This is a genomic window from Hydrogenophaga intermedia, assembly GCF_000723405.1.
Taxonomy (GTDB): domain Bacteria; phylum Pseudomonadota; class Gammaproteobacteria; order Burkholderiales; family Burkholderiaceae_C; genus Hydrogenophaga; species Hydrogenophaga intermedia.
In genome coordinates this window covers 228491-252164 of record NZ_CCAE010000001.1, presented here as the reverse complement: position 1 = coordinate 252164, position 23674 = coordinate 228491, and the positions used below count along the sequence as shown (strand labels likewise).

The window sequence follows — 23674 nt, the reverse complement described above, 5'->3', positions numbered from 1 at the left end:
CTGCCTGCTCAAAGCCGCCACGGCGGGAGTTGCCAATTGCGCCACAGCGCCAGGCCACGAAGCCCCGCCGTGACCCCCACGCAGGCCACCAGCGCCAGCCAGCCGGGCGCCGCAACGGCCCACAGGCCCACGTAGACCCAGCCGCCCACGAAGGCGCACACCGCATAGGGCCGGTGGTCGCTGAAGGCGCTGGGGATCTGGTTGCAGACCACGTCGCGCAGCACGCCGCCGGCCACGCCGGTGACGATGCCCATGAGTACGGCCACCAGCGCCGGCATCTCCTGCAGCAGCGCCTGGTGCGCGCCGGTGGCGGCAAACAGGCCCAGGCCCAGGGCGTCAGGCCATTGCATGGCGCGCTCGGTGACCTGGAAATGGCGCGTGCGCAGGAACAGCATCGCCAGCACGCTCAGGCCCAGCACGCCCCACAGCAGCTCCACGTGGCGCACCCAGAAGAAGGGGCGCTCGTCGAGCAGCAGGTCGCGCAGCGTGCCGCCGCCGAAGGCCGCGAGAAAGGCGACCACCACCACGCCCACGGCGTCCAGCCGCTGGCGCGCGCCGGCCAGGATGCCCGAGAGCGCGAAGGCCACCGTGGCGGCCAGCTCCACCAGGAGCCTGAGGGTTTCCCCCCACAATGTCACGTTTTGCATCGCCGGATTGTCTTGCGTGTCCTCGCTGCCCATCATCACCGACCCGTACTTCTACTTCGTCGCCTTGCCGGCGGTGCTGCTGCTGGGCATCAGCAAAAGTGGCTTCGGCGCCGGCTTCGGCTCGCTGGCGGTGCCGCTGATGGCGCTGGCCGTGACGGTGCCGCAGGCCGCGGCCATCCTGATGCCGGTGCTGCTGGTGATGGACCTGCTGGGCATGGCGGCCTTTCGCAAAAACGTCGACCGGCAACTGCTGAAGTTTCTGCTGCCCTGGGGTCTGGTGGGGGTGGTCATCGGCACGTTGCTGTTCCGTTCGCTCGACGCGCATCTGGTCGCGGGCATCGTGGGCGGCTTCACGCTTGTGTTCCTCGCCCAGCGCCTGCTGTTTCCGCCCAAGCCCGACAGCACACCGCCGCCGCGTTGGGTCGGTGCCATCCTCACCGCCACGTCCGGGTTCACCAGTTTCGTGGCGCATGCGGGCGGGCCACCCATCAACGCCTACGTGATTCCGATGCGCCTGCCGCCGGTGCTCTTCACCGGCACCATGGCCTTCTTCTTCTTCTTCGTGAACATGGCCAAGTGGGTGCCCTACGCCTGGCTGGGACTGATCGACCTGCGAAACATGGCCACGTCGCTGGTGCTGCTGCCTCTGGCGCCGGTGGGGGTGTGGATCGGGGTTCGCATCGCGCACCGCATCCGCCCCGTGCTGTTCTACAGGCTGATTCACCTGGGCATGTTCCTCACGGGCTGCAAACTGGTGTGGGACAGCCTCGGGCTAACATAGCGTTACCTGTGCCAGTACCGGCCCCCGGCGGCCGAACTCAAGGAGACGACATGCCGATCGTGGTGGTTGCAAATCCGAAGGGGGGCGTCGGCAAGACCACGCTGTCGACCAATGTGGCCGGTTACTTCGCCAGCCAGGGCCACGGCGTCATGCTCGGCGACGCGGACCGCCAGCAGTCCTCGGCCCTGTGGCTGCGTCTGCGCCCGCCCACGGCGCGGCCTATCCAGACCTGGGAAATTTCGCACGACCAGATCGCGCGCCCGCCCAAGGACGTCACCCACGTGGTGCTGGACACGCCCGCCGGCCTGCACGGCAAGCGCTTCAAGGACGTGCTGAAGATGGCCAACAAGGTCATCGTGCCCCTGCAGCCCAGCATCTTCGACATCTACGCCACGCGCGACTTCCTCGATGAACTGACCGAGACGCGCCGCGCCGCCGTGGGCATCGTGGGCATGCGGGTCGATCCGCGCACCATCGCGGCCGACAAGCTGGCCGAGTTCGTGGCCGGGCTGGATCTGCCGGTGCTGGGTTACCTGCGCGACACGCAGAACTACATCCATCTTGCGGCGCGCGGCCTCACGTTATTCGACGTGGCGCCCTGGCGCGTGGAGAAGGACCTGCTGCAGTGGCAAGGCATCTGCCAGTGGCTGGATCACTGAGTCGCCTTGTCGCGCGCCCGACATGGCGTCGGGGCGGAGCTTTGTAGAGTGCGCCGATGCGCACGTTCGACACCCTTGAAGAAATCGACGCCTTGGTGGGCCAGGCGGTGGCCACCAGCGACTGGGTCACCATCACGCAGGAGCAGGTGAACCGCTTCGCCGAAGCCACCGGGGACCACCAATGGATCCATGTGGACGTGGAGCGGGCCGAGGCGGGGCCGTTCGGCGCGCCGATCGCGCACGGCTTCCTAACGCTGTCGCTGCTGCCGGTGTTCTTCGCGTCGGCGATGCAGGTGCGCGCCTCGCGTATGGGGGTGAACTACGGGCTGAACCGGGTGCGCTTCACGTCGCCGGTGCCGGTGGGTAGCCGCCTGCGCGCGCACATGACTCTGCAGGCCTGCGAGCCCATCGACAACGGTGGGCGGCAGATGACCTGGGCGGTCACGATCGAGCGGGAAGGCGGCGAGAAGCCGGTCTGCCTGGCCGAATCTCTGGTGCGCCACTACCCCTGAGCCAGACGCTCAGCGGATGCGGGCGAGCTGCTTGGGGTCGAGCCAGTCCTCGAACAGCTGGCGCAGGGCGTCGATGCGCTCGGCCGCCACATGCTGGCTGTGGCGCTGGGCGATGATCTGGAAGGCGTCATTGCGCAAAAGCCAGAGTTCCTGAGGGCTGCGCGCCTGTTCGATCTGGCGGCGCAGGCGCAGGGCCGGTACGGTAGTCACGCAGTCTGCGATGGTGCCCAACAGGTGCTGGCGGATGGTGACGATGTCACGCAGGTGGGGCGTGCGTCGCGGGCGCGGCTGCGGCTGGATGGCGCCACCGAGCCAGCGCGCGATGAACGCGAGCACCACGCCCGCTTCGGGGTGCGCACTCCGGCCGGAGCCGGTGGCGGTCAGCCGGTGGGGATGGGGACTGATCGTGGTCTGCATGGGGCGCATGGTGGATCAGTTGCCCCAAATGGGGGATGTCACAGGGGTTCATCGTGTGATAAGGATCACGCAAACCCACCTTGAAACCCGTTCTGGCGCCAGGCCTCGAACACGGTGATGGCCACGGCATTGGACAGGTTCAGGCTGCGCTGACCCGGCCGCATGGGCAGGCGCAGCCAGTGCCCGGGGTCGATGGACTCCCTCACGTCCTGGGGCAGGCCGCAGGATTCGGCGCCAAACACCAGCCAGTCGCCGGCTTGCCAGGAGATGTCGTGCACGCCCCGCTGGCCGCGCGTGGTCAGGGCGAACAGCCGCTCCGGCGCGGGGCTGGCCTGTTGCAGAAAGGCAACCCAGTCGACGTGGCGGCGCACGTCGGCGTACTCGTGGTAGTCCAGCCCGGCGCGCCGCATCAGCTTGTCGTCCATGGAAAAGCCCAGCGGCTCGATCAGGTGCAGCGTGCAGCCAGTGTTCGCGCACAGGCGGATCACGTTGCCCGTGTTCGGCGGAATTTCAGGGTGGACGAGGACGACGTTGAACATGGTGGGCGGCGCATGATAGTGGCGGCCTCAATCCACCCGTTCGCGGGGTGCTGGCGTGCGTGCGAACACCAGGGCGTCCACCCGGGCAGCGCCCGCGGCGCGCAGGGCTTGGGCGGCGGCGGCCAGGGTGGCGCCGGTGGTGGTCACGTCGTCCACCAGCAGCACCCGGGCGTCGCGCAGCCGCGACAGGCTCTCGATGGGCGCGGTGAACGCGCCCCGCAGGTTGCGCAGGCGCTCCTGGCGGGCCAGCCGGTGCTGGGCGGGGCCGTCACTCAAGCGGGTCAGGATGTCCGCCCTCAGGGGGCGTGGATGCAGCCGGGCGATCGCCTTGGCGAGTTCCCAGGGCGGGTGATGGCCGCGTTCGGCCAGGCGAGCCGGCGTCAGCGGCACGGGGGCGATCCAGTCGGCGCCGTCGAGCAGGGCGATGGCACCCGGCGCGTCGAGCATCAGCTTGGCGAAGGGCTGCGCCCAGCCCGGCTCTCCCTGGAACTTGAAGCGGGCGATCAGCCGGTCCCAGGGGTAGGCGTAGTCCACCCCCACCGCGCAGGCGGTGAGTGCGGGCTCCACGGGCTGCGTCAGGCAGGGGCAGGGCGACGCGCCATCGAGGGGCGCAGCGCAGTGCGGGCAGCGCGGGCGCACCGGGGCGAAGCGTTGGCGGCAGGCGGTGCACAGCGGTCTGGCTGGCCACTGACCACACACCCGGCATTGACTGGGCCACGCCAGGCCCTTGCTCCACGCGCTGAATCGCCCCATGCGGGCTCAATATACTGAGCGATCTCTGTCGATACCGTGGCCGGTTCGTGCCGGCCCACCGCCTTGAATTCTTCCCCTTCCGACACCTCCGATGCCGTTCCCGGCCTCGACGCCGTGGCCTGCGCTCGCTGGCAGGGCCTGCCGCGCCAGGGCAGCCCGTGGCTGCACGAAGAGGTGGCGGGCCGCATGCTGGAGCGCTTGCAATGGTTTCGCGAGCCACCCACCAGTTGGTTGCATTGGGAGCCCGTGCTCGGCGGTCTGCAAGCGCATGCGCGGCTGCGCGCGGCCTTGCCGCAGGCCGAATGTCAGGTATGGTCTCACGACCTGGCGGGCACGCTGGCGGCCACGCGGGAGCCCGCGCCCCGCTCGTGGAACCCCCTGCGACGCTCGCGCTGGGTGGAGGCGCTCACCGCCGATCCGCAGCGCCCGGTGCAGATGCTCTGGGCCAACATGGGCCTGCACGCGGAGCCGCAGCCGCAACGCCTGATCGCCCGCTGGCACTCGCACATCGCCACCGGCGGTTTCCTGATGTTCGCCTGCCTGGGGCCGGACAGCCTGCGGGAGTTGCGCGCCGTCTGGGCCGCCGAGGGCTGGCCCGCGCCGGCGCACGACTTCACCGACATGCACGACTGGGGTGACATGCTCGTGCACGGCGGTTTCGCCGAGCCCGTGATGGACATGGAGCGGCTGGAATTGACTTATGGCAGCGCGGCGGGCCTCGTCGAGGAACTGCGGGGTTTCGGGCGCAACCTGTCGGTCGGTCGATTCGCGGCCTGTCGGGGCCGTGCCTGGTACGAGCGCATGCTGGCGGCGATCGAGGCTCACGGCTCGCGCGCGGCCGATGGCCGCCTGCGTCTGACCATCGAGATCGTCTACGGACACGCCTTCAAGGCCGCGCCCCGGCCCGCGCGGGGCGACGCCACCACGGTGCCGCTGGACGCGCTGCGCAATCAGTTGCGCCAGCGCCGTGGCTGAGCCGCGCGCCCGGGCGCCCGACAGAACCCGAGTGGGGCTCGCGGCTTGCCGCATGGCGGCCCTATGGCGGCGGCTACAATCCCGCGGTTTGAGTCGATGGGCATTTCCCTGTGCCGGCGCGTCGCCTTCGGATGGTGCGTCATTCTGGCTCAGTCGATATTTCTATTTGAGGCGCAACAAGTGAGTAAGACGACGAAGACGCTGCAAGCCCTACGTGCAGCGCGCAACGCGGCGGGACTGGCACTGCTGAGCGCCGGGGTCTGGACCTCGGTGGCCGCTCAAAAGGTCAATGATCTGCCGGGCGGGCCCGCGGTCAACCAGCTCAACTTTGCGCCGCCAGTCACCAAGATCGCCGAGGAGCAGCATTGGCTGCACTGGTTCATGATGGGCATCTGCGCCGTGATCTTCGTGATCGTCTTCGGCGTCATGTTCTATTCGATCGTCAAGCACCGCAAATCGGTGGGCCACAAGTCTCAGGCGCTGCCAGAGCCGATCTGGGTGGAACTGGGCTGGACCATCGTCCCCCTGCTGATCGTCATCGGCATGGCGTTGCCCGCCACGAAGGTGTTGGTCGCGCAGAAGGACACCACCAACGCCGACCTCACCATCAAGGCGGTGGGCATGCAGTGGAAGTGGGGCTACGAGTACATCAAAGGCGAAGGCGAGGGCATCGACTTCCTCTCCACGCTCGACACCTCGCACCGCGTCATGTCCAACAGCGGCAAGCCCGAGGCCACCGACGACTACCTGCTCAAGGTGGACAACCCGCTCGTGGTGCCCGTGGGCAAGAAGATCCGCATCATCACCACCGCCAACGACGTGATCCACGCCTGGATGGTGCCGGCCTTCGGCGTCAAGCAGGACGCCATCCCCGGCTTCGTGCGCGACACCTGGTTCCGCGCCGAGAAAACCGGCGATTTCTACGGCCAGTGCGCCGAGCTGTGCGGCAAGGAACACGCTTACATGCCGATCCACGTGAAGGTGGTGTCGGCCGAGGAATACACCGCCTGGGTGGGCGAGAAGTACAAGGCCATTGCGGCCGCCGCCGACGATCCGAGCAAAGTGTGGACGCTGGCCGACCTTGTCAAGCGCGGCGAATCCGTGTATGCCGCCAATTGCGCTGCCTGCCACCAGGCCAACGGCAAGGGCGCCGGTCCCATCAAAGCGCTGGACGGCTCGCCCGTGGTGCTCGACGCCGACAAGGGCAAGATGACCCACGTGCTGCTCAATGGCCAGAACAACGGTGCAATGCCAGCGTGGAAGCAGCTGTCCGATACCGAACTGGCGGCAGTGATGACCTACGCCAAGAACAGTTGGAGCAACAAGACCGAGCAGATCGTGCAGCCCGCCGAAGTGCAGGCCGCGCGTAAGTGATCCGCCCGCGCATCGAGATCGAGAACCTGAGGAACAGACATGAGTGCAGTGCTTGACCACCACGACGCGCACGGCCACGACCACGACCACGACCACCATGCCCCCACGGGCTGGCGCCGCTGGGTGTTCGCCACCAACCACAAGGACATCGGTACCCTGTACCTGCTGTTTTCGTTCACCATGCTGATGGTCGGGGGCGTTCTCGCCCTGGGCATCCGCGCCGAGCTGTTCCAGCCCGGTCTGCAACTGGTGAACCCCGAGCTGTTCAACCAGCTCACCACCATGCACGGCCTGATCATGGTGTTCGGCGCCATCATGCCGGCCTTCGTGGGCTTCGCGAACTGGATGATCCCGCTGCAGATCGGCGCGTCCGACATGGCCTTCGCGCGGATGAACAACCTCAGCTTCTGGCTGCTGATTCCCGCGGCCCTCATGCTCGTGGGCTCGTTCTTCATGCCCGGTGGCGCGCCCGCCGCGGGCTGGACGCTCTACGCGCCGCTGACGCTGCAGATGGGCCCGTCGATGGACGCCGGCATCTTCGCGATGCACATCATGGGCGCCTCGTCGATCATGGGCTCGATCAACATCATCGTGACCATCCTGAACATGCGCGCGCCCGGCATGACGCTGATGAAGATGTCCATGTTCTGCTGGACCTGGCTCATCACCGCCTACCTGCTGATCGCCGTGATGCCCGTGCTGGCCGGCGCCATCACCATGACGCTGACCGACCGCCACTTCGGCACCAGCTTCTTCAACCCCGCTGGCGGCGGCGACCCGGTGATGTACCAGCACATCTTCTGGTTCTTCGGCCACCCCGAGGTCTACATCATGATCCTGCCGGCCTTCGGCATCGTGAGCCAGGTGGTGCCCGCCTTCGCGCGCAAGAAGCTGTTCGGCTACGCCTCCATGGTCTACGCCACGGGTTCCATCGCCATCCTGTCCTTCGTCGTGTGGGCGCACCACATGTTCACCACCGGCATGCCGGTGACGGGCCAGCTCTTCTTCATGTACTCCACGATGCTGATCGCGGTGCCCACGGGCGTGAAGATCTTCAACTGGATCGCGACCATGTGGAAGGGTGAGATGACCTTCGAGACCCCGATGCTGTGGGCCGTGGGCTTCATCTTCGTGTTCACCATGGGCGGGTTCACCGGCCTGATCCTGTCGGTCGCGCCGATCGACATCCAGATGCAGGACACCTACTACGTGGTGGCGCACTTCCACTACGTGCTGGTGGCCGGCTCGCTGTTCGCCATGTTCGCCGGCATCTACTACTGGCTGCCCAAGTGGACGGGCGTGATGTACAGCGAAACGCGCGGCAAGATTCACTTCTGGTGGTCGATGATTTCGTTCAACGTCACCTTCTTCCCGATGCACTTCCTGGGCCTGGCCGGCATGCCCCGCCGCTACGCTGACTACCCGATGCAGTTCGCGGACTTCAACATGATCGCGTCCATCGGCGCCTTCGGCTTCGGTCTCGCGCAGGTGTACTTCTTCATCGCCGTTGTGCTCCCCGCCATGCAGGGCAAGGGCGAGAAGGCCTCGCAGAAGCCCTGGGAAGCGGCCGAAGGTCTGGAGTGGGAAGTGCCGTCACCGGCGCCGTTCCACACCTTCGAGAACCCGCCCAAGCTCGACGCCACCGCCACCAAGGTGATCGGCTGAACACCGGGCACGCCAAGCCATGACGCCTGAACAGAAAAAGAGCAACGTCCGCCTGGGCCTGATCCTGGCCTCCGTGGCGGCGGTGTTCTTCTTTGGCTTCGTCGCCAAGTTTGTTCTTTTGAACGGCTGAAGGGTCGGAGCCGGCTATGGGTCTGCGCCAGGAAAACCTCAAGATCGTGGGCAAGCTCTGCGTGATCGCGCTGGGCATGTTCGCGTTCGGCTACGCGCTGGTGCCCATTTACCGCCACATCTGCGACGCGCTGGGCATCAACGTGCTGGCGGTGTCGGAAACGCGCATCCCCGGCGCGGCCAAGCTGCCCGCCAATACGCAGGTGGACCTCAGCCGCACCATCACGGTCGAGTTCGACACCAACGTGCGCGGCCCCTGGCACTTCAAGCCCGCGGTGCGTTCGCTCCAGGTTCATCCCGGCGAGCTCACCACGGTGATGTACGAGTTCCAGAACATCCAGAACCGCAGCATGGCCGCGCAGGCCATTCCCAGCTACGCCCCCAAACAGTCGGCGGCGCACTTCAACAAGCTCGAGTGCTTCTGCTTCACGCAGTACACGCTCGCGGCTGGTGAGAAGAAGGAGTGGCCGGTGGCCTTCGTGATCGACCCGCGCCTGCCCAAGGACGTCCACACGATCACGTTGTCGTACACCTTCTTCGAGGTGGGTGGCAAGACGCCGCCGGCCCCCGAGTCGGCCGCCTTGGCCCCTGCCGCATCGGCGCAGGGTGGCGCGTGAACGCCATGACCAAGCCTTCGCGTTCCGGTTCTCTGCTGAGCACGGTCAAGGCCGTGCTCTGGGGCTTTCTCGGCGTGCGTCAGCGGGCCGAGTACGAAAAGGACATCAAACGGCTCAATCCGCTGCATCTGGTGGCGGTGGGGATCGTGATGGCCTTCATCTTCGTCGGCGCGCTCATCGCGCTGGTGAACTGGGTCGCCGGTTGAGGGCGGCGACCCGAACAACGAATTCATTGAAATCGACAGCGACAGCACAACAGGAGTGAGCAGCATGTCCGCAGCATCCCATGGCTCCACGCCGTACTACTTCGTCCCCGGGCCGTCGCGCCATCCGGTCATGGCCGCCATCGGCCTTTTCTTCGTGATCCTTGGCGCCGGCCAATGGGTCAACGGCGTGCAGTGGGGCGCGTACTCCGTGGCCTTCGGCCTGGTGTTCTGGCTGTTCGTGCTGTTCCAGTGGTTCCGCGACGCCGTGCACGAAAGCGAGACCGGCATGTACGGCCGCAAGATCGACCTCTCGTTCCGCTGGAGCATGAGCTGGTTCATCTTCTCCGAGGTGATGTTCTTCGGCGCCTTCTTCACCGCCCTGTGGTGGGCGCGCGCGCACGCGCTACCCAACCTCGGCAGCTTCGAGAACTCGCTCATCTGGCCCAACTTCTCGGCTGTCTGGCCCAGCATGCAGGCCGGTGCCACCGCTTCGCCGGGTGGCATCGTCGAGCCGTTCCAGACCATGGGCCCGTTCTGGCTTCCCACGATCAACACGGCGCTGCTGCTCACCTCCGGCGTCACGCTCACCATCGCTCACCACGCCCTGCAGGCTGGCCAACGCGCCAAGACCATCGGGTTCATGTGGGTCACGGTGCTGCTCGGCCTCGTGTTCCTGTTCGTGCAAGGCTACGAATACGCGCACGCCTACGCCGACCTGAACCTCAAGCTGAGCTCGGGTATCTTCGGCTCCACCTTCTTCATGCTCACGGGCTTCCACGGTTTCCACGTGCTGGTGGGCATGCTGATGCTGTTCTTCATCACGCTGCGCCTGCACAAGGGCCACTTCACCGCCGAGCGCCACTTCGGCTTCGAAGGCGCGGCCTGGTACTGGCACTTCGTGGACGTGGTGTGGCTGGGCCTGTACATCCTCGTCTACTGGATGTGATGCCCCACCAGGGACGTTCGCCCCATGAAAAAAGCGCCGTGAGGCGCTTTTTTCTTTCGATGCCCACGTGGTGCACTCAGCGCCCCAGCGGCAACCCGGTCGGCTGGATCCAGCCCATGAAATACGCCACCAGCACCAGCACAAACAGCAGGACGGAAAAGCCCACGCGAAACGCCAATGCGCGCGCCATCTGGCGTTTGCGCGGCGCTTCACCGTCTTTGTCGTCGTGCACGCCGCCGCGCATCATGAACACCAGCGCCGCGGCCAGGCTGCCGATGATGGCCACGAAAGCCACGATCACGAAGTACTTCATGGCTCGCATTATCCGGGCCCTGCCGCGAGACACTGTCGGACGCAACCGCGTCGGAGCCGGCGCATGAGCGCCGCGCAGCCCCCCAGAGGCGCGCGCCAATGAGCCGCTCCCGTTTCATCGTCGCCAGCGTGGCGACCGCGCTGACCGTGGCGGCCACCGCCTCACTCGGTCTGTGGCAACTGGACCGCGCGGCGCAGAAGACCGCGCTGGAGGCGTCGATCCGTTCACGCGCCCAGCTGCCCGCCTGGGACAACCACGAGCTGCTCGCGCAGACCGACCCGGCCTCGGGCGCGTACCGGCCGGTGCGGCTGCAAGGGCATTGGCTCGCGCAACACAACGTCTTTCTCGACAACCGCCAGATGGACGGTCGCGTGGGGTTTTTCCTGGTCACGCCGCTGCGCCTGAGTGGCAGCGACCGCGCGGTGCTCGTGCAGCGCGGTTGGGTACCGCGCGACTTCAACGACCGCCTGCGCATGCCTGAGGTGGCCACGCCCTCGGGTGAGGTGACCGTGCAGGGGCGCTTGGCCCCGCCCCCCGGGCGCCTTTACCAGTTCGGGGAGGCCGGTACCGGGCCCATCCGGCAAAATATCGACCCTGTCACCTACCGGCTGGAAACCGGTATCGCGCTGCTGGATCTATCGGTGCAGCAAACGGGTGACGACGAAGGCCCCTTGCGCCGCCATTGGCCGCTGCCGGCCACCGACGTGCAGAAGCACCATGGCTACGCCTTCCAGTGGTTCGCGCTGTGCGCGCTGGTCGCGGGCCTGTACCTCTGGTTCCAGATCATTCAACCCCGCCGCCAACGCGCCCGCCTCCATGGCCCAGACGCCCGATGAACCCCTGACGCTGACGGTGCACAGCCTGCCCACGCCCGATCGCGGCAACGCCGAGCGCGTCGCAGCCACGCGCAGCGGCCGCTGGAAGATGTTCGCCATCCTGCTCGTGTGCGCGGCGCCCGTCATTGCCTCTTACTTCACCTATTACGTGATCCGGCCGGAGGGCCGGCGCAACTACGGCGAGCTCGTCACTTCGCAGCCGACGCTGCCCGCGATCGACGCCACCGATGCGCAGGGGCGGGTGGTGCCGCTGGCGTCGCTGCAGGGCCAGTGGCTGCTGGTGAGCGTGGCCGACAGCGCCTGCGATGCCGCCTGCGAGAAACACCTGTACCTGCAGCGCCAGTTGCGCGAAACCCTGGGTCGCGAGAAGGACCGCCTCGACTGGGTCTGGCTGCGCACCGGTGCGACCGAGCTGCGTGAGCCGCTGCGCGCGGCCACGGCGGCGGCCACGGTGCTGCACGTCGATGCCGCGGCGCTGGCCCAATGGCTTAAACCGGCCGCAGGCCACCGCCTCGAGGATCACCTCTACGTGGTCGACCCCCAGGGCCACTGGATGATGCGTTTCCCTGCCGACATCGACGCCGCGCGCGCCAAGCGCGACCTCGACCGCCTGCTGCGTGCCTCATCGTCCTGGGACAAGGCGGGTCGGGAACACTGAGATGGACGCCGCCACCCCATCCCTGGTCGATCTCGCGCCGATCACGCGCATGATGCTGCTGGGCATCGTGATCGCGATCGGCCCGCTCGCGTGGATCTGGCTCAAGCACCGCGAGGCCAGCCCCGCGCAGCGCTTGCGCGTGCTCACCCTGGTCACGCTGTTCCTCACCTTCGACCTGGTGCTCTTCGGTGCCTTCACGCGCCTCACCGACTCCGGCCTGGGCTGCCCCGACTGGCCGGGCTGCTACGGCGCCGCGAGCCCGTTCGGCGCGCATGCCGACATTTCGGCCGCGCAGTCGGCCATGCCCACCGGGCCCGTCACTTTTTCCAAGGCCTGGATTGAGATGATCCACCGCTACCTCGCCACTGGCGTGGGGGTGCTGATCATCGTGCTGGCCGTGGGCAGCTGGATCGAGCGCCGGCGCCTGCACGTGCATTGGGTCTGGCCCGTGGTCACGCTGGTCTGGGTCTGCCTGCAGGGCGCTTTCGGCGCGCTCACGGTGACCATGAAGCTCTTCCCCGCCATCGTCACCTTGCACCTGCTCGGCGGCTTGGTGCTGCTGGCGCTGCTGCGGGCGCAGTCGGTGGCTTACCGTCTGGGCGATCCCGCCAGCGCGGGGCCGGTGTCCATCGGCACCGCGCAGCGCTGGGCGCTGCTGCTGGCCTTTGCGCTGGTGTGGCTGCAGATCGCGCTGGGGGGCTGGGTCAGCACCAATTACGCCGTGCTGGCCTGCCGCGACTTCCCCACCTGCCAGGGGAGCTGGTGGCCGTCCATGAACCTGAGCGAAGGCTTCACGCTCTGGCGCGAGCTCGGCGCCAACCACGCGGGTGAGGCCATCACCTTCCCGGCGCTCACGGCCATCCACTACGTGCATCGCCTCACGGCCTACGCTGTCTTCGCCGTGCTGCTCGCGCTGGCCTGGGCGCTGTGGCGCGTACCGGGGCTGGAGCGCTTCGCCCGCGTGCTGATCGCACTGTGCGCGTGGCAGTTCCTGACGGGGCTGAGCAACGTGGTGCTCGACTGGCCCCTGCTCGCGGCTGTCAGCCACACCGGCGGCGCTGCCGCACTGGTCATTGCTTTCACGGGCGCCATCGCGGCCACGCGCGGGCGTCGTGCGACGACCACCCAGTGGCGCCTTGAAGGGGCCGCGCAATGAGCACCAACGCGCATCCCTTGCCCATGCCCTCCACCTGGCGCCAGTTCCATGCGTTGACCAAGCCGCGCGTGATCCAGCTCATCGTCTTCTGCGCGCTCATTGGCATGGTGCTGGCGGTGCCAGGGCTGCCGAGCTGGCCGCAAGTGCAACTCGCGGCCATCGCCTGCTTCGGCATCTGGCTGGTGGCCGGCGCGGCCGCCGCGTTCAACTGCGTGGTCGAGCAGCACATCGACGCGAAGATGAAGCGCACCGCCTGGCGCCCCACGGCCAAGGGCGAGCTCACCAACTGGCAGACGCTCACGTTCTCGGCCGCGCTGTGCGCGATCGGCTCGGCCATCCTGTGGTTCTGGGTGAACCCGCTCACCATGTGGCTCACCTTCGCCACGTTCGTGGGCTATGCGGTCGTCTACACCGTCATCCTCAAGCCGCTGACGCCGCAGAACATCGTGATCGGCGGCGCCTCGGGCGCCATGCCGCCGGTGCTGGGCTGGGCCGCGATGACGGGCACGGTCGCGCCCGAGGCGCTGATCCTGTTCCTCATCATCTTCCTCTGGACGCCCCCGCACTTCTGGGCGCTGGCGCTCTACCGCGTGGAGGACTACCGCAAGTCCGGCCTGCCCATGCTGCCGGTCACGCACGGCTCCGAATTCACTCGCCTGCAGATCCTGCTCTACACCTTCGTGCTGCTGGCGGCCACGCTGCTGCCCTTCATGCTGCGCATGAGCAGTTGGTTCTACCTGGTGAGCGCGCTGCTGCTGGGCATCGGCTTCTGCGGCTACGCGTTCGCGCTGTGGCGGAACTATTCCGATGCGCTGGCTCGAAAGACCTTCCGCTTCTCGCTGATCCACCTGTCGCTGCTGTTCGCGGCGCTGCTCATCGACCACTACCTGCCATGGTGAACACCTTCTCGCGCCGCCGCCTGCTCGTGGCCGCCGCCAGCGCCCTCGCGCTGAGCGCGTGCTCGGATTCGCCACAGGCCTTCAAGGCCATCGACATCACCGGTGCCGACTACGCCACCGGTTTCTCGCTCACCGACCACAACGGCCAAAAGCGCACCCTGGCCGATTTCCAGGGCAAGGCCGTGGTGATCTTCTTCGGCTTCACCCAGTGCCCCGACGTGTGCCCGACCTCCATGACGGAGATGGCCGAGGCCAAGCGACTGCTTGGCCCCGATGGCGACCGTGTCCAGGGACTCTTTCTCAGCGTCGACCCGGAGCGCGACACCCCCGAGGTGATGAAGCAGTACGTGACGAACTTCGACCCGAGCTTCCTGGCGCTGTACGCCGCGCCGGGCGAGCTGGAAGCCGTGGCCAAGAGCTTCAAGGTCTACTACAAGAAAGTCGAAGGCAAGACGCCCACGAGCTACACGATGGACCATTCCGCCGGCAGCTACGTGTACGACCCGCAGGGCCGCATCCGCCTGTACCACCGCTACGGCAGCGGAGCGCAGTCGCTGGCGGACGACCTCAAGATACTTCTGCAGGGCTGAGTCGCAGTCCTCTTAAAAGAGAAAGGGCGCCCGAGGGCGCCCTTTGTGCGATTGATGCCGGCGGTTCAGCCCACGGTCGCACCGCTGAGCTTGACCATGCGCTCGTACTTGGTGCGCTCGCGGTTCATGAAGTCGCCGAACGCCTGCGGTGTGCTTGGCGCGGGCTCGGCCATGAGTGTGGCGAACTTGCTCTTCACATCCTGCGACTGCAGGGCCGCGGTGAACGCCGCATTGAGCTTGGCCACCACGTCCGCGGGCGTGCCGGCCGGCGCCACCAGGCCCCACCAGGTGTCGATCTCGAAGCCGGGCAGGGTCTCGGCCACCGTGGGCACATCGGGCATCACGCTGCTGCGCTGCGTGGTGGTGACGGCCAGGGCCTTGAGCTTGCCCGCGCGGATGTTGGCGGCCGCCGTGGCCAGGTTGTCGAAGTTGAAATCGACCTGGCCGGACAGCAGGCCCAATTGCGCCGGGTTGCCGCCGTTGTAGGGGATGTGCACCGCGAACACGCCGGCCTGGTTCTTGAACAGCTCGCCCGCCAAGTGGCCGGCGCTGCCGCTGCCGCCCGAGCCGTAGTTGAGCTTGCCCGGGTTGGTCTTGCCATAGCGGATCAGGTCCGGCAGGCTGTTGATGTTCAGGCGTTTGGCTGCGTCGGCGTTCATCACCAGAACGTTGGGTACCCGCAGCATTTGCGTGACCGGCGCGAAATCCTTCGCCGGGTCGTACGGCAGTTGCTTGAACAGCCAAGGGTTGATGCCGTGCGAAGCGGTGGTGGCAATACCCAGTGTGAGGCCATCGGGCGCAGCCTTGGCCACCTGGCTCACGCCGATGTTGCCGCCCGCGCCCGGGCGGTTCTCCACGATCACCGTGCCCAGCGAGTCCTTCACCGCGTCAGCCAGGATGCGCGCGGTCACGTCGATGGGACCGCCGGCCGCGAAGGGCACCACGATGCGCGTGGTGCGGGCCTGCGCCCAAGCGGGCAGGGCGAGCGCGGCGGTGCCGGCGGCGGCGAGTGCGAAGGCGTTGCGGCGGGAAATCATGTCTTGTCTCCTGTTGTGGGTTGCGATGATCACACTTTATCGGCGGCACTCGTGAACGAGTCGGCGAAGAAGAACTCCTCCGGCAGGCCGGCCTTCGCCACGTAGTCGCGCTTGGCCGATTCGACCACGATGGGCGCACCACAGGCGTAGACCTCGAAGCCGCTGAGGTCGGCGTGGTCCTGCAGCACGGCGTGGTGCACGAAGCCTGTGCGGCCGGTCCAGGCGTCCTCGGGCAAGGCGTCGGACACCACGGGCACGTACTTCAGGTTCGGCATGGCGGCCAGTTGCGCCTCGATCCAGTCGCTCTGGTACAGATCGGCCGGGCGGCGGCCGCCCCAGTACAGCGTGGCCGGGCGGGTGATGCCCTTGAAGCGCATGTGCTCCACGATGGCCTTGATGGGCGCGAAGCCCGTGCCCGAGGCGAGCAGGACCATGGGCTTGTCGCTGTCCTCGCGCAGGAAGAAGCTGCCGAAGGGGCCTTCGATACGCAGGATGTCCTTCTCCTTCATGGTGGAGAAGACCTGGTCGGTGAACTTGCCGCCGGGCATGTGGCGCAGGTGCAGCTCCAGCCCCGGGGCCTCGGCCTGCGTGTGTGGCGCGTTGGCCATGGAGTAGCTGCGGCGGTCGCCGTCGCGCAGGATGAACTCCACGTACTGGCCCGCGCGGTACTGGAAGGTGTCGCTGGCGGGCAGTTGCAGGCGCAGCACCATCACGTCGTGCGAGGCGCGCGTGAGGCTGTTGACGCGCGCGGGCATCTTCTTGATGGGGAAGGCGCCGAGCTCGGTGACCTGGCGCGATTCGATGACCACGTCGGTGTGCGCCACGCCGCAGCAGGTGAGCACGTAGCCCGCCGCTTCCTCGTCGGCCGACAGGGCCTTGGCCTGGTGCGGCCCGTGCACCACCGTGCCCGACACCAGCTTGCATTTGCAGGAGCCGCAGGCCCCGTCCTTGCAGCCATAGGGCAGGCCGATGCCTTGGCGAATGCCCGCGGCGAGGATGGCCTCTTCGGGGTTGGCGGTGAAGATGCGCCCGCTGGGTTGCACCGAGATCGTGAATGTCATACTCGCCGTCTTTCTGTCGAGGGGCTCGCTCCACTGGCGCGCCCCGTTCAAAGCAACCGCGCATTGTCGCAAAAACCCGTTTGGCATGAGTTTCCTTGGCGCCTTGCCCGCACGCTTTCGCCGTGAACGGGTGCTGATCGTGGGCTGTGGCGACGTGGGCCTGCGAACGGCCGGCGCACTGGGCGCGGGGCGGCGGGCGCGCCTGCTGGCGCTCACCTCCACCCCCGACCGGGCGCCCGCCCTGCGTGCGGCCGGGCTCGTGCCACTGCAGGGCAATCTTGACGAGCCGCGGAGCCTGCGCCGCCTGGCCGGGGTGGCCACGCGCGTGCTGCACCTGGCGCCGCCACCTTCGCAGGACATGGCCGACTGGCGCGTCGACCCACGCACGCGCGCGCTGGTGCAGGCGCTGGCGCAGCGTACGCCGCCGCTGGCGCTGGTCTACGGCTCTACCACCGGCGTTTATGGCGACCGCGACGGCGCCTGGACCAGCGAATGCCAGCCCGCGCAACCGCGCACGCCACGCGCCTCGCGTCGCGTGGACGCCGAAGACCGCGTGCGCTGGCTCGGCCGCGCCCTGGGCGTGCGCAGCAGCGTGCTGCGCATCCCCGGCATCTACGCCAACGACCGCGAAGGCGGCACGCCGCGCGAGCGCCTGCAACGCGGCACGCCCGTGCTGCGCGCCGAGGACGACGTTTACACCAGCCACATTCACGCCGATGACCTGGCGCGCGCTTGCGCACTCGCCCTGTGGCGCGGCCGAGCGCAGCGCGTGGTCAACGTGGTGGACGACAGCGAGCTGAAGATGGGCGATTACTTCGACCTCGCGGCCGATCTCTACGGCCTGCCCCGGCCGCCGCGTGTGCCGCGCGACACCGCGAACGACCAGTTGCCCCTGGTGCTGCTGAGCTTCATGAGCGAATCGCGCCGGCTGCGCAATGAGCGCATGAAGACCGAACTGGGCTTGCGGCTGCGCTACCCCCGCGTGGCCGACGGCCTGCGCGCCTGAGATCGCCCTCGGGCCAACAAAAAAGCCCGCGCGAGGCGGGTTGTTGTGAAAGGTCTTGCCAGGGTGGTGCCGAAGGCCGGACTCGAACCGGCACACCTTGCGGCGGCGGATTTTGAATCCGCTGCGTCTACCGATTCCGCCACTTCGGCCCGAGCAAGGGCGCGGATTATGGCACAGTGGCGCCATGCAATACCCCACCATCGAAGATGCCATCGGCCGCACGCCCCTGGTGGCGCTGCAGCGCATCGGCGCTGCCGAGAACGGCCCGCGCGGCAACGTCATCCTGGCCAAGCTCGAAGGCAACAACCCAGCCGGTTCGGTGAAAGACCGGCCCGCGCTGTCCATGATCCGCCGGGCCGAAGAGCGTGGCGAAATCAAGCCCGGCGACACGCTGATCGAAGCCACCTCCGGCAACACCGGCATCGCCCTGGCCATGGCCGCGGCGATCAAGGGCTACCGCATGGTGCTCATCATGCCGGAGGACCTCTCCATCGAGCGCGCCCAGACCATGAAGGCCTTCGGGGCCGAACTCATCCTCACGCCCAAGAGCGGTGGCATGGAATCCGCGCGCGACCTGGCCGACAAGATGCAGGCCGAGGGCAAGGGCCTCGTGCTCGACCAGTTCGCCAACCCGGACAATCCGCGCATCCACTACGAGACCACCGGCCCCGAGTTGTGGGAACAGACCGGCGGGCGCATCACCCACTTCGTCAGCGCCATGGGCACCACCGGCACCATCACCGGTGTCTCGCGCTTTCTCAAGGAAAAGAACCCGGCCGTGCGCATCGTCGGCGCGCAGCCCAGTGAGGGCTCGCGCATCCCCGGCATCCGCAAGTGGCCCGAGGAGTACCTGCCCAAGATCTACGACCCCAAGGCGGTCGACGAGATGATCTACGTGTCGCAGGCCGATGCCGAGGACATGGCCCGGCGCATGGCGCGCGAGGAAGGCATCTTCGGCGGCATCTCCGCTGCCGGTGCGCTCTGGACGGCCTTGCAGGTCTCGCGCCAGGTGGAGAACGCCACCATCGTCTTCGTGGTCTGCGACCGCGGCGACCGGTATTTGTCCACCGGCGTCTTCCCCGCCTGAGCCCGTGAGCGGCGACGGCGCATTCCGCTATTGCCCGCAGTGCGCCACCGCGCTGCGCGAGATCGTGCAGGCCGAGGACGGCGGCGACAAGCGGCGCCTGCGCTGCCCGGCCTGCGACTACACCCACTGGAACAACCCCACGCCGGTGCTCGCGGCCATCGTCGAGCTCGATGGGCAGATCCTGCTGGCTCGCAACGCCGCCTGGCCGGGTCGCTTCTTCGGCCTGATCACCGGTTTCATGGAAGCCGGCGAAACGCCCGAGGACGGCATCCGTCGCGAGATCGCCGAGGAAACCTCGCTGGAGACCGAGTCCCTGAGCCTGGTGGCCGTGCACGACTTCCAGCGCATGAACCAGGTCATCATCAGCTACCACGCCCGCTGTCGGGGCATGGTGCGCCTCTCACCCGAGCTGTCGGAGTACCGGCTGCTGGCGCCAGCGGCGGTGCGCTGTTGGCGAGCCGGGACGGGACTGGCCCTGGCCCAGTGGCTTTTGTCACAGGGCCATCAGCCCCAATTCCTTGACGACACACCAAAGGCCGACGCAGCCTAAAATGCGCCGTTTCCCTCACGGAGCCCTGCTTCCATGATCGCCGCTGACCGAGAACTCGACGCCCGGGGCCTGAACTGCCCGCTGCCCATCCTGAAGGCCAAGAAAGCCCTCGCCGAGATGCACAGCGGCCAGACGCTCAAGGTGGTGGCCACCGACGCCGGCTCGGTGCGCGATTTCCAGGCCTTCGCCAAGCAGACCGGCAACCTGCTCGTCCACCAGGAAACGGCGGGCGGCGATTTCATCTCGGTGCTCAAGCGCCGCTGATGCCCACCCCCATGGACGTCCTGCTCGTTGATCCGCTGGTGCCCGAAGCCCTGGCGTGGCTGCAGGAACGCCATGACGTGGTCTACCTGCCCGAGCTGGCCGACGACCCGGCCGAGTTGCGCCGCGCGCTGGCCGACGCCCGCGCGGTGGTGCTGCCACCCCACGTGGTGGTCTCCCAGGAATTCCTCGACCATGCGCCGAACCTGATGATGGTCGCGCGCATGCAGATCTCCAGCGACAACACCGACCTCAACGCCTGCGCGCAGCGCCACGTGCGCGTGCTGCAGGCGCGCAGCGCCACGGTGCGCTCCAACGCCGAATACCTTCTCTACGGGCTGCTCATGCTCTACCGCCGGGGCATGGTGAGCGCCTTGCTGGGCCGCAAGCTGGGCCAGGTGCGCATGGGCCGCGAACTCGCGGGCAGCACCGTGGGCTTGTTGGGCCTGGCGCCTGTGGCGCACACGCTGGCGCCGATGCTGCGCAGCCTGGGCGTGCGCGTGCTGGGCTACGACCCGGCCGTGCACCACGCCGCCGAGCTGTGGGACAAGCTGCACGTGGAGCCCGTGCCCCTGCAGGAACTGCTCGAGCGCTCCGACGCCATCTCGCTGCAGATGGTCTACGCCTCGCGTTTCAAGGGCTGGATCAACGAGCGCCTGCTCAACCACTGCAAGACCGGCCAGCTCTGGGTCGGCGTGAGCCGCAGCGCGCTGTTCGAGCCCGAGGCCTTGGCACTGGCCTTGTGCGACGGCCGCATCGACGCCTGCCTGCTCGACGGCGCGAACGCGCAGTTCGCAGCGCCGGGCTCGCCACTGTACGGCATTCCCAACCTGCACCTCACGCCGCGTCTGGGCTCGCACACGCGCGAGGCCAAGCTGCGCGCCAGTTGGTACCTGGCGCACCGCATCCACGAAACGCTGTCGCCCGACGATGCCCGCCGCGAGCCCGGCAGCAGCGATTTCGCGATGCTCGACAGCCTGGGCTTCCCGGAGTCGGGCGACCCGCCGCAGTCGGCCTCACCTTCACAATGGGCCTCGCTCGCGGCCCTCTCCAGAGACTGAGCCTCAGCCCAGTCGCGCGAGCTGGGCCTGCACTTTTTCCAGCGTGGCGCCGAAGTCGGCCAGGCGCTGCTTCTCCTGATCGATCACCGCCGCTGGCGCGCGCGCCACGAAGCCCTCGTTGCCGAGCTTGCCCTGGGCCTTGGTGATCTCGCCCTGCAGGCGCGCGGCTTCCTTGCCCAGGCGAGCCTTCTCGGCCGCCACGTCGATTTCCATGAACAGGCACAGGCGCGCCTCGCCCACCACGGCCACCGGTGCCGCGCCCGCGGCCTGGGCCCAGGCGGCCTCGTCGTCGAACACGCGCACTTCGGCCAGCTTGGCCAGGGCCTGCAGCACCGGCGCGGCAGCGCGCAGGAACTCGGCGTCGCCCACGGTGTACAGCGGCAGGCGCTGTGCCGGGGACACGCCCATCTCGCCGCGCAGCGTGCGGCAGGCGTCCACCAGCTTCTTCAGACGAACGACGTGCGCCTCGGCGGCCTCGTCGACGCGCTCGGGCTGGCTCACGGGGTAGGCGGCCAGGGCCACCGACTCGCCCGCGCGGCCGGCCACTGGCGCCACCTTCTGCCACAGCTCTTCGGTGATGAAGGGAATGATGGGGTGCGCCAGGCGCTGGATGGCCTCCAGCGTGCGGATAAGCGTGCGGCGCGTGGCGCGCTGCTGTGCGGCGTCGCCGGTCTGGATCTGCACCTTGGCGATCTCCAGGTACCAGTCGCAGAACTCGTTCCACACGAAGTCGTAGAGGGCGTTGGCGACGTTGTCGAGGCGGTACTCGGCGAAGCCCTGGGCCACGCTGGCCTCGGTGCGCTGCAGGGTCGACGAAATCCAGCGGTCTGCCTGGCTGAAGCTCAGGTAGCCGTGGAAGGGCTGGCCGACGGCGCACTCTTCCTTGGTGTGCTCCTGCAGCCCGCAGTCCTGCCCTTCGCAGTTCATCAGCACGAAACGCGTGGCGTTCCAGAGCTTGTTGCAGAAGTTGCGGTAGCCCTCGCAGCGCTTGCTGTCGAAGTTGATGCTGCGGCCCAGCGAGGCCAGCGCGGCGAAGGTGAAGCGCAGCGCGTCGGCGCCGTAGGCGGGAATGCCCTCGGGGAACTCCTTCTCGGTGTCCTTGCGCACGCGCGGCGCGGTCTCGGGCTTGCGCAGGCCGGTGGTGCGCTTGTCCAGCAGCGGCGCCAGCGCGATGCCGTCGATCAGGTCAACCGGGTCGAGCACGTTGCCTTCGCTCTTGCTCATCTTGCGCCCCTGCGCGTCACGCACCAGACCGTGGATGTAGACGTGGCGGAAGGGCACGCGACCGGTGAAGTGGGTCGTCATCATGATCATGCGCGCGACCCAGAAGAAAATGATGTCGTAGCCTGTGACCAGCACGCTGCTGGGCAGGTAGACGTCGTAGTCCTCGGTGGGGCCGCTCTTCTGATCCGGCCAGCCCATGGTGCTGAAGGGCACGAGCGCAGACGAGTACCAGGTGTCGAGCACATCGGGGTCGCGAGTGAGCGTCTTGCCCGGTGCCTGGGCTTTGGCGTCGGCCTCGTTGCGCGCCACGTAGATCTTGCCGTCCTCGTCGTACCAGGCGGGGATCTGGTGGCCCCACCAGAGTTGGCGGCTGATGCACCAGTCCTGGATGTTCTTCATCCACTGGTCGTAGGTGTTGACCCAGTTCTCGGGCACGAACTTCACTTCACCCGAATCGACCGCATCGATCGCCTTCTGCGCAATGCTCTTGCCCGTCGGATCCTTGTCGCTGACTTTCGTCATGGCCACGAACCACTGGTCCGTGAGCATGGGCTCCACCACCTGGCCGGTGCGCGCGCAGATCGGCAGCATGAGCTTGTGCGGCTTCACTTCCAGCAGGAAGCCCTGGGTCTCCAGGTCGGCCACCACGGCCTTGCGGGCGTCGAAGCGGTCCAGGCCTTGGTAGGCCTTGGGGCCGTTCTCGTTCACCTTCGCGTCCAGCGTGAAGATGGTGATAAGCGGGATGTTGTGCCGCAGCGCGCAGGCGTAGTCGTTGAAGTCGTGCGCGCCGGTGATCTTCACGCAGCCCGAGCCGAACTCGCGGTCCACGAAGTCGTCCGCGATGATGGGGATCTGGCGGTCGCACAGCGGCAGATCGACATATTTGCCGACGAGGTGGCGGTAACGATCGTCCTCGGGGTGCACGGCCAGGGCGCCGTCGGCCAGCATGGTCTCGGGGCGCGTGGTGGCGATGGTCATGCCGCGCGTCAACTGGCCATCGATCATCTGCGGCCCGTCCACAAACGGGTAGCAGATGTAGTGCATCTTGCCTTCGGACTCGACCGACTCGACCTCGAGGTCGCTCACCGCCGATTTGAGCACCGGGTCCCAGTTGACCAGGCGTTTGCCGCGGTAGATGAGGCCCTGCTCGTACAGGCGCACGAAGGTCTCGGTGACCACCGACGAGAGCTTGTCGTCCATGGTGAAGTACTCGCGCGACCAATCCACGGTGTCGCCCATGCGGCGCATTTGCGTGGTGATCGTGTTGCCGCTTTTCTCCTTCCACTCCCAGACCTTCTTCGTGAAGGCCTCGCGGCCGAGGTCGTGACGGCTGATCTTCTGTTCTTGCAGTTGCCGCTCGACGACGATCTGCGTGGCAATGCCGGCGTGGTCGGTGCCCGGGACCCACAGGGTGTTCGCGCCCATCATGCGGTGGTAGCGCGTCAGGCTGTCCATGATGGTCTGGTTGAACGCGTGGCCCATGTGCAGGGTGCCGGTCACGTTCGGCGGCGGCAGCTGGATGCTGAACGCGGGTGCGCCGGCCTTGGCCTCGCCCGTGCCGCGGAACCCGGCCTTGCCGACGCCGCGCTGCTCCCACCAGGGGCCCCAGCGGGCTTCGATGGGGGCGGGTTCGAAGGACTTGGCCAGCGAGGCCAGGCCGGGTTGCTGCACGGTGTCGGTCATGGGGTGCCAGTAATGGCAACGGCATCCCGTGG

The 23674-nt window shown here is 67.6% G+C and carries 28 protein-coding genes and 1 tRNA gene; 20 read left to right on the top strand and 9 right to left on the bottom strand.

Annotated elements, in window-relative coordinates:
- Window positions 1-8: 8 nt before the first annotated feature.
- Entirely contained in the window at window positions 9-647 is a 639-nt protein-coding gene (locus BN948_RS01305; RefSeq protein WP_009517360.1) for a trimeric intracellular cation channel family protein, read from the bottom strand.
- A gap of 16 nt (window positions 648-663) precedes the next feature.
- On the opposite strand from BN948_RS01305, the gene BN948_RS01300 reads away from it, so the two are divergent.
- The 3 genes from BN948_RS01300 to BN948_RS01290 are packed head-to-tail and all read left to right on the top strand — an operon-like array spanning window position 664 to window position 2599.
- Window positions 664-1428 (top strand): sulfite exporter TauE/SafE family protein, encoded by a 765-nt coding sequence (locus BN948_RS01300; RefSeq protein WP_009517361.1) that lies wholly within the window; start codon window positions 664-666, stop codon window positions 1426-1428.
- A gap of 50 nt (window positions 1429-1478) precedes the next feature.
- Window positions 1479-2087, top strand: coding sequence for a ParA family protein (locus tag BN948_RS01295; RefSeq protein WP_009517362.1), 609 nt, complete (start codon window positions 1479-1481; stop codon window positions 2085-2087).
- A 56-nt stretch (window positions 2088-2143) separates the two neighbouring features.
- Entirely contained in the window at window positions 2144-2599 is a 456-nt protein-coding gene (locus BN948_RS01290; protein WP_009517363.1) for a MaoC family dehydratase, read from the top strand.
- Between the two features lie 9 nt (window positions 2600-2608).
- On the opposite strand, the gene BN948_RS01285 is transcribed toward BN948_RS01290, so the two are convergent.
- From BN948_RS01285 to BN948_RS01275, 3 genes are all read right to left on the bottom strand, one after another.
- A complete protein-coding gene (locus BN948_RS01285) occupies window positions 2609-3016 on the bottom strand; it encodes a hypothetical protein (RefSeq protein ID WP_035620022.1) in 408 nt (135 codons plus the stop codon).
- Between the two features lie 65 nt (window positions 3017-3081).
- Window positions 3082-3555 (bottom strand): tRNA (uridine(34)/cytosine(34)/5-carboxymethylaminomethyluridine(34)-2'-O)-methyltransferase TrmL, encoded by a 474-nt coding sequence (trmL, locus tag BN948_RS01280; RefSeq protein ID WP_009517365.1) that lies wholly within the window; start codon window positions 3553-3555, stop codon window positions 3082-3084.
- Between the two features lie 27 nt (window positions 3556-3582).
- Window positions 3583-4122, bottom strand: a complete 540-nt coding sequence (locus tag BN948_RS01275) for a ComF family protein (protein ID WP_236953868.1) — start codon at window positions 4120-4122, stop codon at window positions 3583-3585.
- Window positions 4123-4371: 249 nt separating this feature from the next.
- Here BN948_RS01275 and BN948_RS01270 point away from each other — a divergent pair, with 249 nt between their 5' ends.
- The 7 genes from BN948_RS01270 to BN948_RS01245 all read left to right on the top strand — a co-directional run bounded on the left by BN948_RS01270 (window position 4372) and on the right by BN948_RS01245 (window position 10220).
- Complete coding sequence (locus BN948_RS01270) at window positions 4372-5283, top strand: class I SAM-dependent methyltransferase (protein WP_050980632.1); 912 nt, start codon at window positions 4372-4374, stop codon at window positions 5281-5283.
- 96 nt (window positions 5284-5379) lie between these two features.
- Window positions 5380-6657 (top strand): cytochrome c oxidase subunit II, encoded by a 1278-nt coding sequence (gene coxB / locus BN948_RS01265; RefSeq protein WP_009517369.1) that lies wholly within the window; start codon window positions 5380-5382, stop codon window positions 6655-6657.
- 39 nt (window positions 6658-6696) lie between these two features.
- Window positions 6697-8322, top strand: a complete 1626-nt coding sequence (gene ctaD, locus BN948_RS01260) for a cytochrome c oxidase subunit I (protein WP_009517370.1) — start codon at window positions 6697-6699, stop codon at window positions 8320-8322.
- Window positions 8323-8341: 19 nt separating this feature from the next.
- The gene (locus BN948_RS27120; RefSeq protein WP_009517371.1) at window positions 8342-8452 is read left to right on the top strand and encodes a cytochrome oxidase small assembly protein; all 111 of its coding nucleotides are present in this window, start codon (window positions 8342-8344) and stop codon (window positions 8450-8452) included.
- Window positions 8453-8468: 16 nt separating this feature from the next.
- Window positions 8469-9068 (top strand): cytochrome c oxidase assembly protein, encoded by a 600-nt coding sequence (locus tag BN948_RS01255; protein WP_009517372.1) that lies wholly within the window; start codon window positions 8469-8471, stop codon window positions 9066-9068.
- Window positions 9069-9073: 5 nt separating this feature from the next.
- Window positions 9074-9274: a DUF2970 domain-containing protein gene (locus tag BN948_RS01250; protein WP_009517373.1), complete on the top strand. Its 201-nt coding sequence runs from the start codon at window positions 9074-9076 to the stop codon at window positions 9272-9274.
- A 64-nt stretch (window positions 9275-9338) separates the two neighbouring features.
- Entirely contained in the window at window positions 9339-10220 is an 882-nt protein-coding gene (locus BN948_RS01245) for a cytochrome c oxidase subunit 3 (RefSeq protein WP_009517374.1), read from the top strand.
- A 76-nt stretch (window positions 10221-10296) separates the two neighbouring features.
- Here BN948_RS01245 and BN948_RS01240 read toward each other — a convergent pair whose 3' ends face one another.
- Complete coding sequence (locus tag BN948_RS01240) at window positions 10297-10542, bottom strand: twin transmembrane helix small protein (RefSeq protein WP_009517375.1); 246 nt, start codon at window positions 10540-10542, stop codon at window positions 10297-10299.
- 89 nt (window positions 10543-10631) lie between these two features.
- Here BN948_RS01240 and BN948_RS01235 point away from each other — a divergent pair, with 89 nt between their 5' ends.
- Genes BN948_RS01235 through BN948_RS01215 form a run of 5 tightly spaced genes read left to right on the top strand, consistent with a single transcriptional unit; the run spans window position 10632 to window position 14672 of the window.
- Complete coding sequence (locus tag BN948_RS01235) at window positions 10632-11369, top strand: SURF1 family protein (protein ID WP_009517376.1); 738 nt, start codon at window positions 10632-10634, stop codon at window positions 11367-11369.
- Window positions 11350-12027, top strand: a complete 678-nt coding sequence (locus tag BN948_RS01230; RefSeq protein WP_009517377.1) for an SCO family protein — start codon at window positions 11350-11352, stop codon at window positions 12025-12027. The genes BN948_RS01235 and BN948_RS01230 overlap by 20 nt, the downstream gene beginning before the upstream one ends.
- Before the next feature lies 1 nt (window position 12028).
- Window positions 12029-13183, top strand: coding sequence for a COX15/CtaA family protein (locus BN948_RS01225; protein WP_009517378.1), 1155 nt, complete (start codon window positions 12029-12031; stop codon window positions 13181-13183).
- Complete coding sequence (gene cyoE / locus BN948_RS01220; RefSeq protein WP_009517379.1) at window positions 13180-14082, top strand: heme o synthase; 903 nt, start codon at window positions 13180-13182, stop codon at window positions 14080-14082. The genes BN948_RS01225 and cyoE overlap by 4 nt, the downstream gene beginning before the upstream one ends.
- Window positions 14076-14672: an SCO family protein gene (locus BN948_RS01215; RefSeq protein ID WP_009517380.1), complete on the top strand. Its 597-nt coding sequence runs from the start codon at window positions 14076-14078 to the stop codon at window positions 14670-14672. Before cyoE ends, BN948_RS01215 begins: the two co-directional genes overlap by 7 nt.
- 65 nt (window positions 14673-14737) lie before the next feature.
- Here the strand turns inward: BN948_RS01215 and BN948_RS01210 are convergent, their stop codons facing one another.
- Both BN948_RS01210 and BN948_RS01205 read right to left on the bottom strand, forming a co-directional pair.
- Window positions 14738-15709 carry a tripartite tricarboxylate transporter substrate binding protein gene (locus tag BN948_RS01210; protein ID WP_009517381.1) on the bottom strand — a complete coding sequence of 324 codons (972 nt, stop codon included), beginning with the start codon at window positions 15707-15709 and terminating at the stop codon, window positions 14738-14740.
- 29 nt (window positions 15710-15738) lie between these two features.
- Window positions 15739-16770 carry a CDP-6-deoxy-delta-3,4-glucoseen reductase gene (locus BN948_RS01205; protein ID WP_009517382.1) on the bottom strand — a complete coding sequence of 344 codons (1032 nt, stop codon included), beginning with the start codon at window positions 16768-16770 and terminating at the stop codon, window positions 15739-15741.
- Window positions 16771-16855: 85 nt separating this feature from the next.
- Between BN948_RS01205 and BN948_RS01200 the strand changes: the two genes are divergently transcribed.
- Window positions 16856-17776 carry an SDR family oxidoreductase gene (locus tag BN948_RS01200; RefSeq protein WP_009517383.1) on the top strand — a complete coding sequence of 307 codons (921 nt, stop codon included), beginning with the start codon at window positions 16856-16858 and terminating at the stop codon, window positions 17774-17776.
- A gap of 64 nt (window positions 17777-17840) precedes the next feature.
- On the opposite strand, the gene BN948_RS01195 is transcribed toward BN948_RS01200, so the two are convergent.
- Window positions 17841-17925, bottom strand: a tRNA-Leu gene (locus BN948_RS01195).
- 35 nt (window positions 17926-17960) lie between these two features.
- On the opposite strand from BN948_RS01195, the gene cysM reads away from it, so the two are divergent.
- From cysM to BN948_RS01175, 4 genes are read left to right on the top strand one after another with little or no spacing between them, the layout of a single operon-like run.
- A complete protein-coding gene (gene cysM / locus BN948_RS01190) occupies window positions 17961-18863 on the top strand; it encodes a cysteine synthase CysM (protein ID WP_009517384.1) in 903 nt (300 codons plus the stop codon).
- A gap of 4 nt (window positions 18864-18867) precedes the next feature.
- The gene (locus BN948_RS01185) at window positions 18868-19413 is read left to right on the top strand and encodes an NUDIX hydrolase (protein WP_009517385.1); all 546 of its coding nucleotides are present in this window, start codon (window positions 18868-18870) and stop codon (window positions 19411-19413) included.
- Window positions 19414-19446: 33 nt separating this feature from the next.
- Window positions 19447-19677: a sulfurtransferase TusA family protein gene (locus BN948_RS01180; RefSeq protein WP_009517386.1), complete on the top strand. Its 231-nt coding sequence runs from the start codon at window positions 19447-19449 to the stop codon at window positions 19675-19677.
- Complete coding sequence (locus BN948_RS01175; RefSeq protein WP_009517387.1) at window positions 19677-20735, top strand: NAD(P)-dependent oxidoreductase; 1059 nt, start codon at window positions 19677-19679, stop codon at window positions 20733-20735. The genes BN948_RS01180 and BN948_RS01175 overlap by 1 nt, the downstream gene beginning before the upstream one ends.
- Before the next feature lie 3 nt (window positions 20736-20738).
- On the opposite strand, the gene BN948_RS01170 is transcribed toward BN948_RS01175, so the two are convergent.
- Window positions 20739-23642 (bottom strand): valine--tRNA ligase, encoded by a 2904-nt coding sequence (locus BN948_RS01170; RefSeq protein WP_009517388.1) that lies wholly within the window; start codon window positions 23640-23642, stop codon window positions 20739-20741.
- Window positions 23643-23674: the final 32 nt, after the last annotated feature.

Coding starts and splice junctions, on each gene's coding strand:
- BN948_RS01240 (WP_009517375.1), bottom strand. CDS start 10,542: ATGCGAGCCATGAAGTACTTCGTGATCGTGGCTTTCGTGGCCATCATC.
- BN948_RS01180 (WP_009517386.1), top strand. CDS start 19,447: ATGATCGCCGCTGACCGAGAACTCGACGCCCGGGGCCTGAACTGCCCG.
- trmL (WP_009517365.1), bottom strand. CDS start 3,555: ATGTTCAACGTCGTCCTCGTCCACCCTGAAATTCCGCCGAACACGGGC.
- BN948_RS01170 (WP_009517388.1), bottom strand. CDS start 23,642: ATGACCGACACCGTGCAGCAACCCGGCCTGGCCTCGCTGGCCAAGTCC.
- BN948_RS01225 (WP_009517378.1), top strand. CDS start 12,029: ATGGACGCCGCCACCCCATCCCTGGTCGATCTCGCGCCGATCACGCGC.
- BN948_RS01235 (WP_009517376.1), top strand. CDS start 10,632: ATGAGCCGCTCCCGTTTCATCGTCGCCAGCGTGGCGACCGCGCTGACC.
- BN948_RS01175 (WP_009517387.1), top strand. CDS start 19,677: ATGCCCACCCCCATGGACGTCCTGCTCGTTGATCCGCTGGTGCCCGAA.
- BN948_RS01305 (WP_009517360.1), bottom strand. CDS start 647: ATGCAAAACGTGACATTGTGGGGGGAAACCCTCAGGCTCCTGGTGGAG.
- BN948_RS01285 (WP_035620022.1), bottom strand. CDS start 3,016: ATGCAGACCACGATCAGTCCCCATCCCCACCGGCTGACCGCCACCGGC.
- BN948_RS01250 (WP_009517373.1), top strand. CDS start 9,074: ATGACCAAGCCTTCGCGTTCCGGTTCTCTGCTGAGCACGGTCAAGGCC.
- BN948_RS01215 (WP_009517380.1), top strand. CDS start 14,076: ATGGTGAACACCTTCTCGCGCCGCCGCCTGCTCGTGGCCGCCGCCAGC.
- BN948_RS01295 (WP_009517362.1), top strand. CDS start 1,479: ATGCCGATCGTGGTGGTTGCAAATCCGAAGGGGGGCGTCGGCAAGACC.
- BN948_RS01230 (WP_009517377.1), top strand. CDS start 11,350: ATGGCCCAGACGCCCGATGAACCCCTGACGCTGACGGTGCACAGCCTG.
- BN948_RS01210 (WP_009517381.1), bottom strand. CDS start 15,709: ATGATTTCCCGCCGCAACGCCTTCGCACTCGCCGCCGCCGGCACCGCC.
- cysM (WP_009517384.1), top strand. CDS start 17,961: ATGCAATACCCCACCATCGAAGATGCCATCGGCCGCACGCCCCTGGTG.
- BN948_RS01255 (WP_009517372.1), top strand. CDS start 8,469: ATGGGTCTGCGCCAGGAAAACCTCAAGATCGTGGGCAAGCTCTGCGTG.
- BN948_RS01245 (WP_009517374.1), top strand. CDS start 9,339: ATGTCCGCAGCATCCCATGGCTCCACGCCGTACTACTTCGTCCCCGGG.
- ctaD (WP_009517370.1), top strand. CDS start 6,697: ATGAGTGCAGTGCTTGACCACCACGACGCGCACGGCCACGACCACGAC.
- cyoE (WP_009517379.1), top strand. CDS start 13,180: ATGAGCACCAACGCGCATCCCTTGCCCATGCCCTCCACCTGGCGCCAG.
- BN948_RS01290 (WP_009517363.1), top strand. CDS start 2,144: ATGCGCACGTTCGACACCCTTGAAGAAATCGACGCCTTGGTGGGCCAG.
- BN948_RS27120 (WP_009517371.1), top strand. CDS start 8,342: ATGACGCCTGAACAGAAAAAGAGCAACGTCCGCCTGGGCCTGATCCTG.
- BN948_RS01200 (WP_009517383.1), top strand. CDS start 16,856: ATGAGTTTCCTTGGCGCCTTGCCCGCACGCTTTCGCCGTGAACGGGTG.
- coxB (WP_009517369.1), top strand. CDS start 5,380: ATGGGCATTTCCCTGTGCCGGCGCGTCGCCTTCGGATGGTGCGTCATT.
- BN948_RS01205 (WP_009517382.1), bottom strand. CDS start 16,770: ATGACATTCACGATCTCGGTGCAACCCAGCGGGCGCATCTTCACCGCC.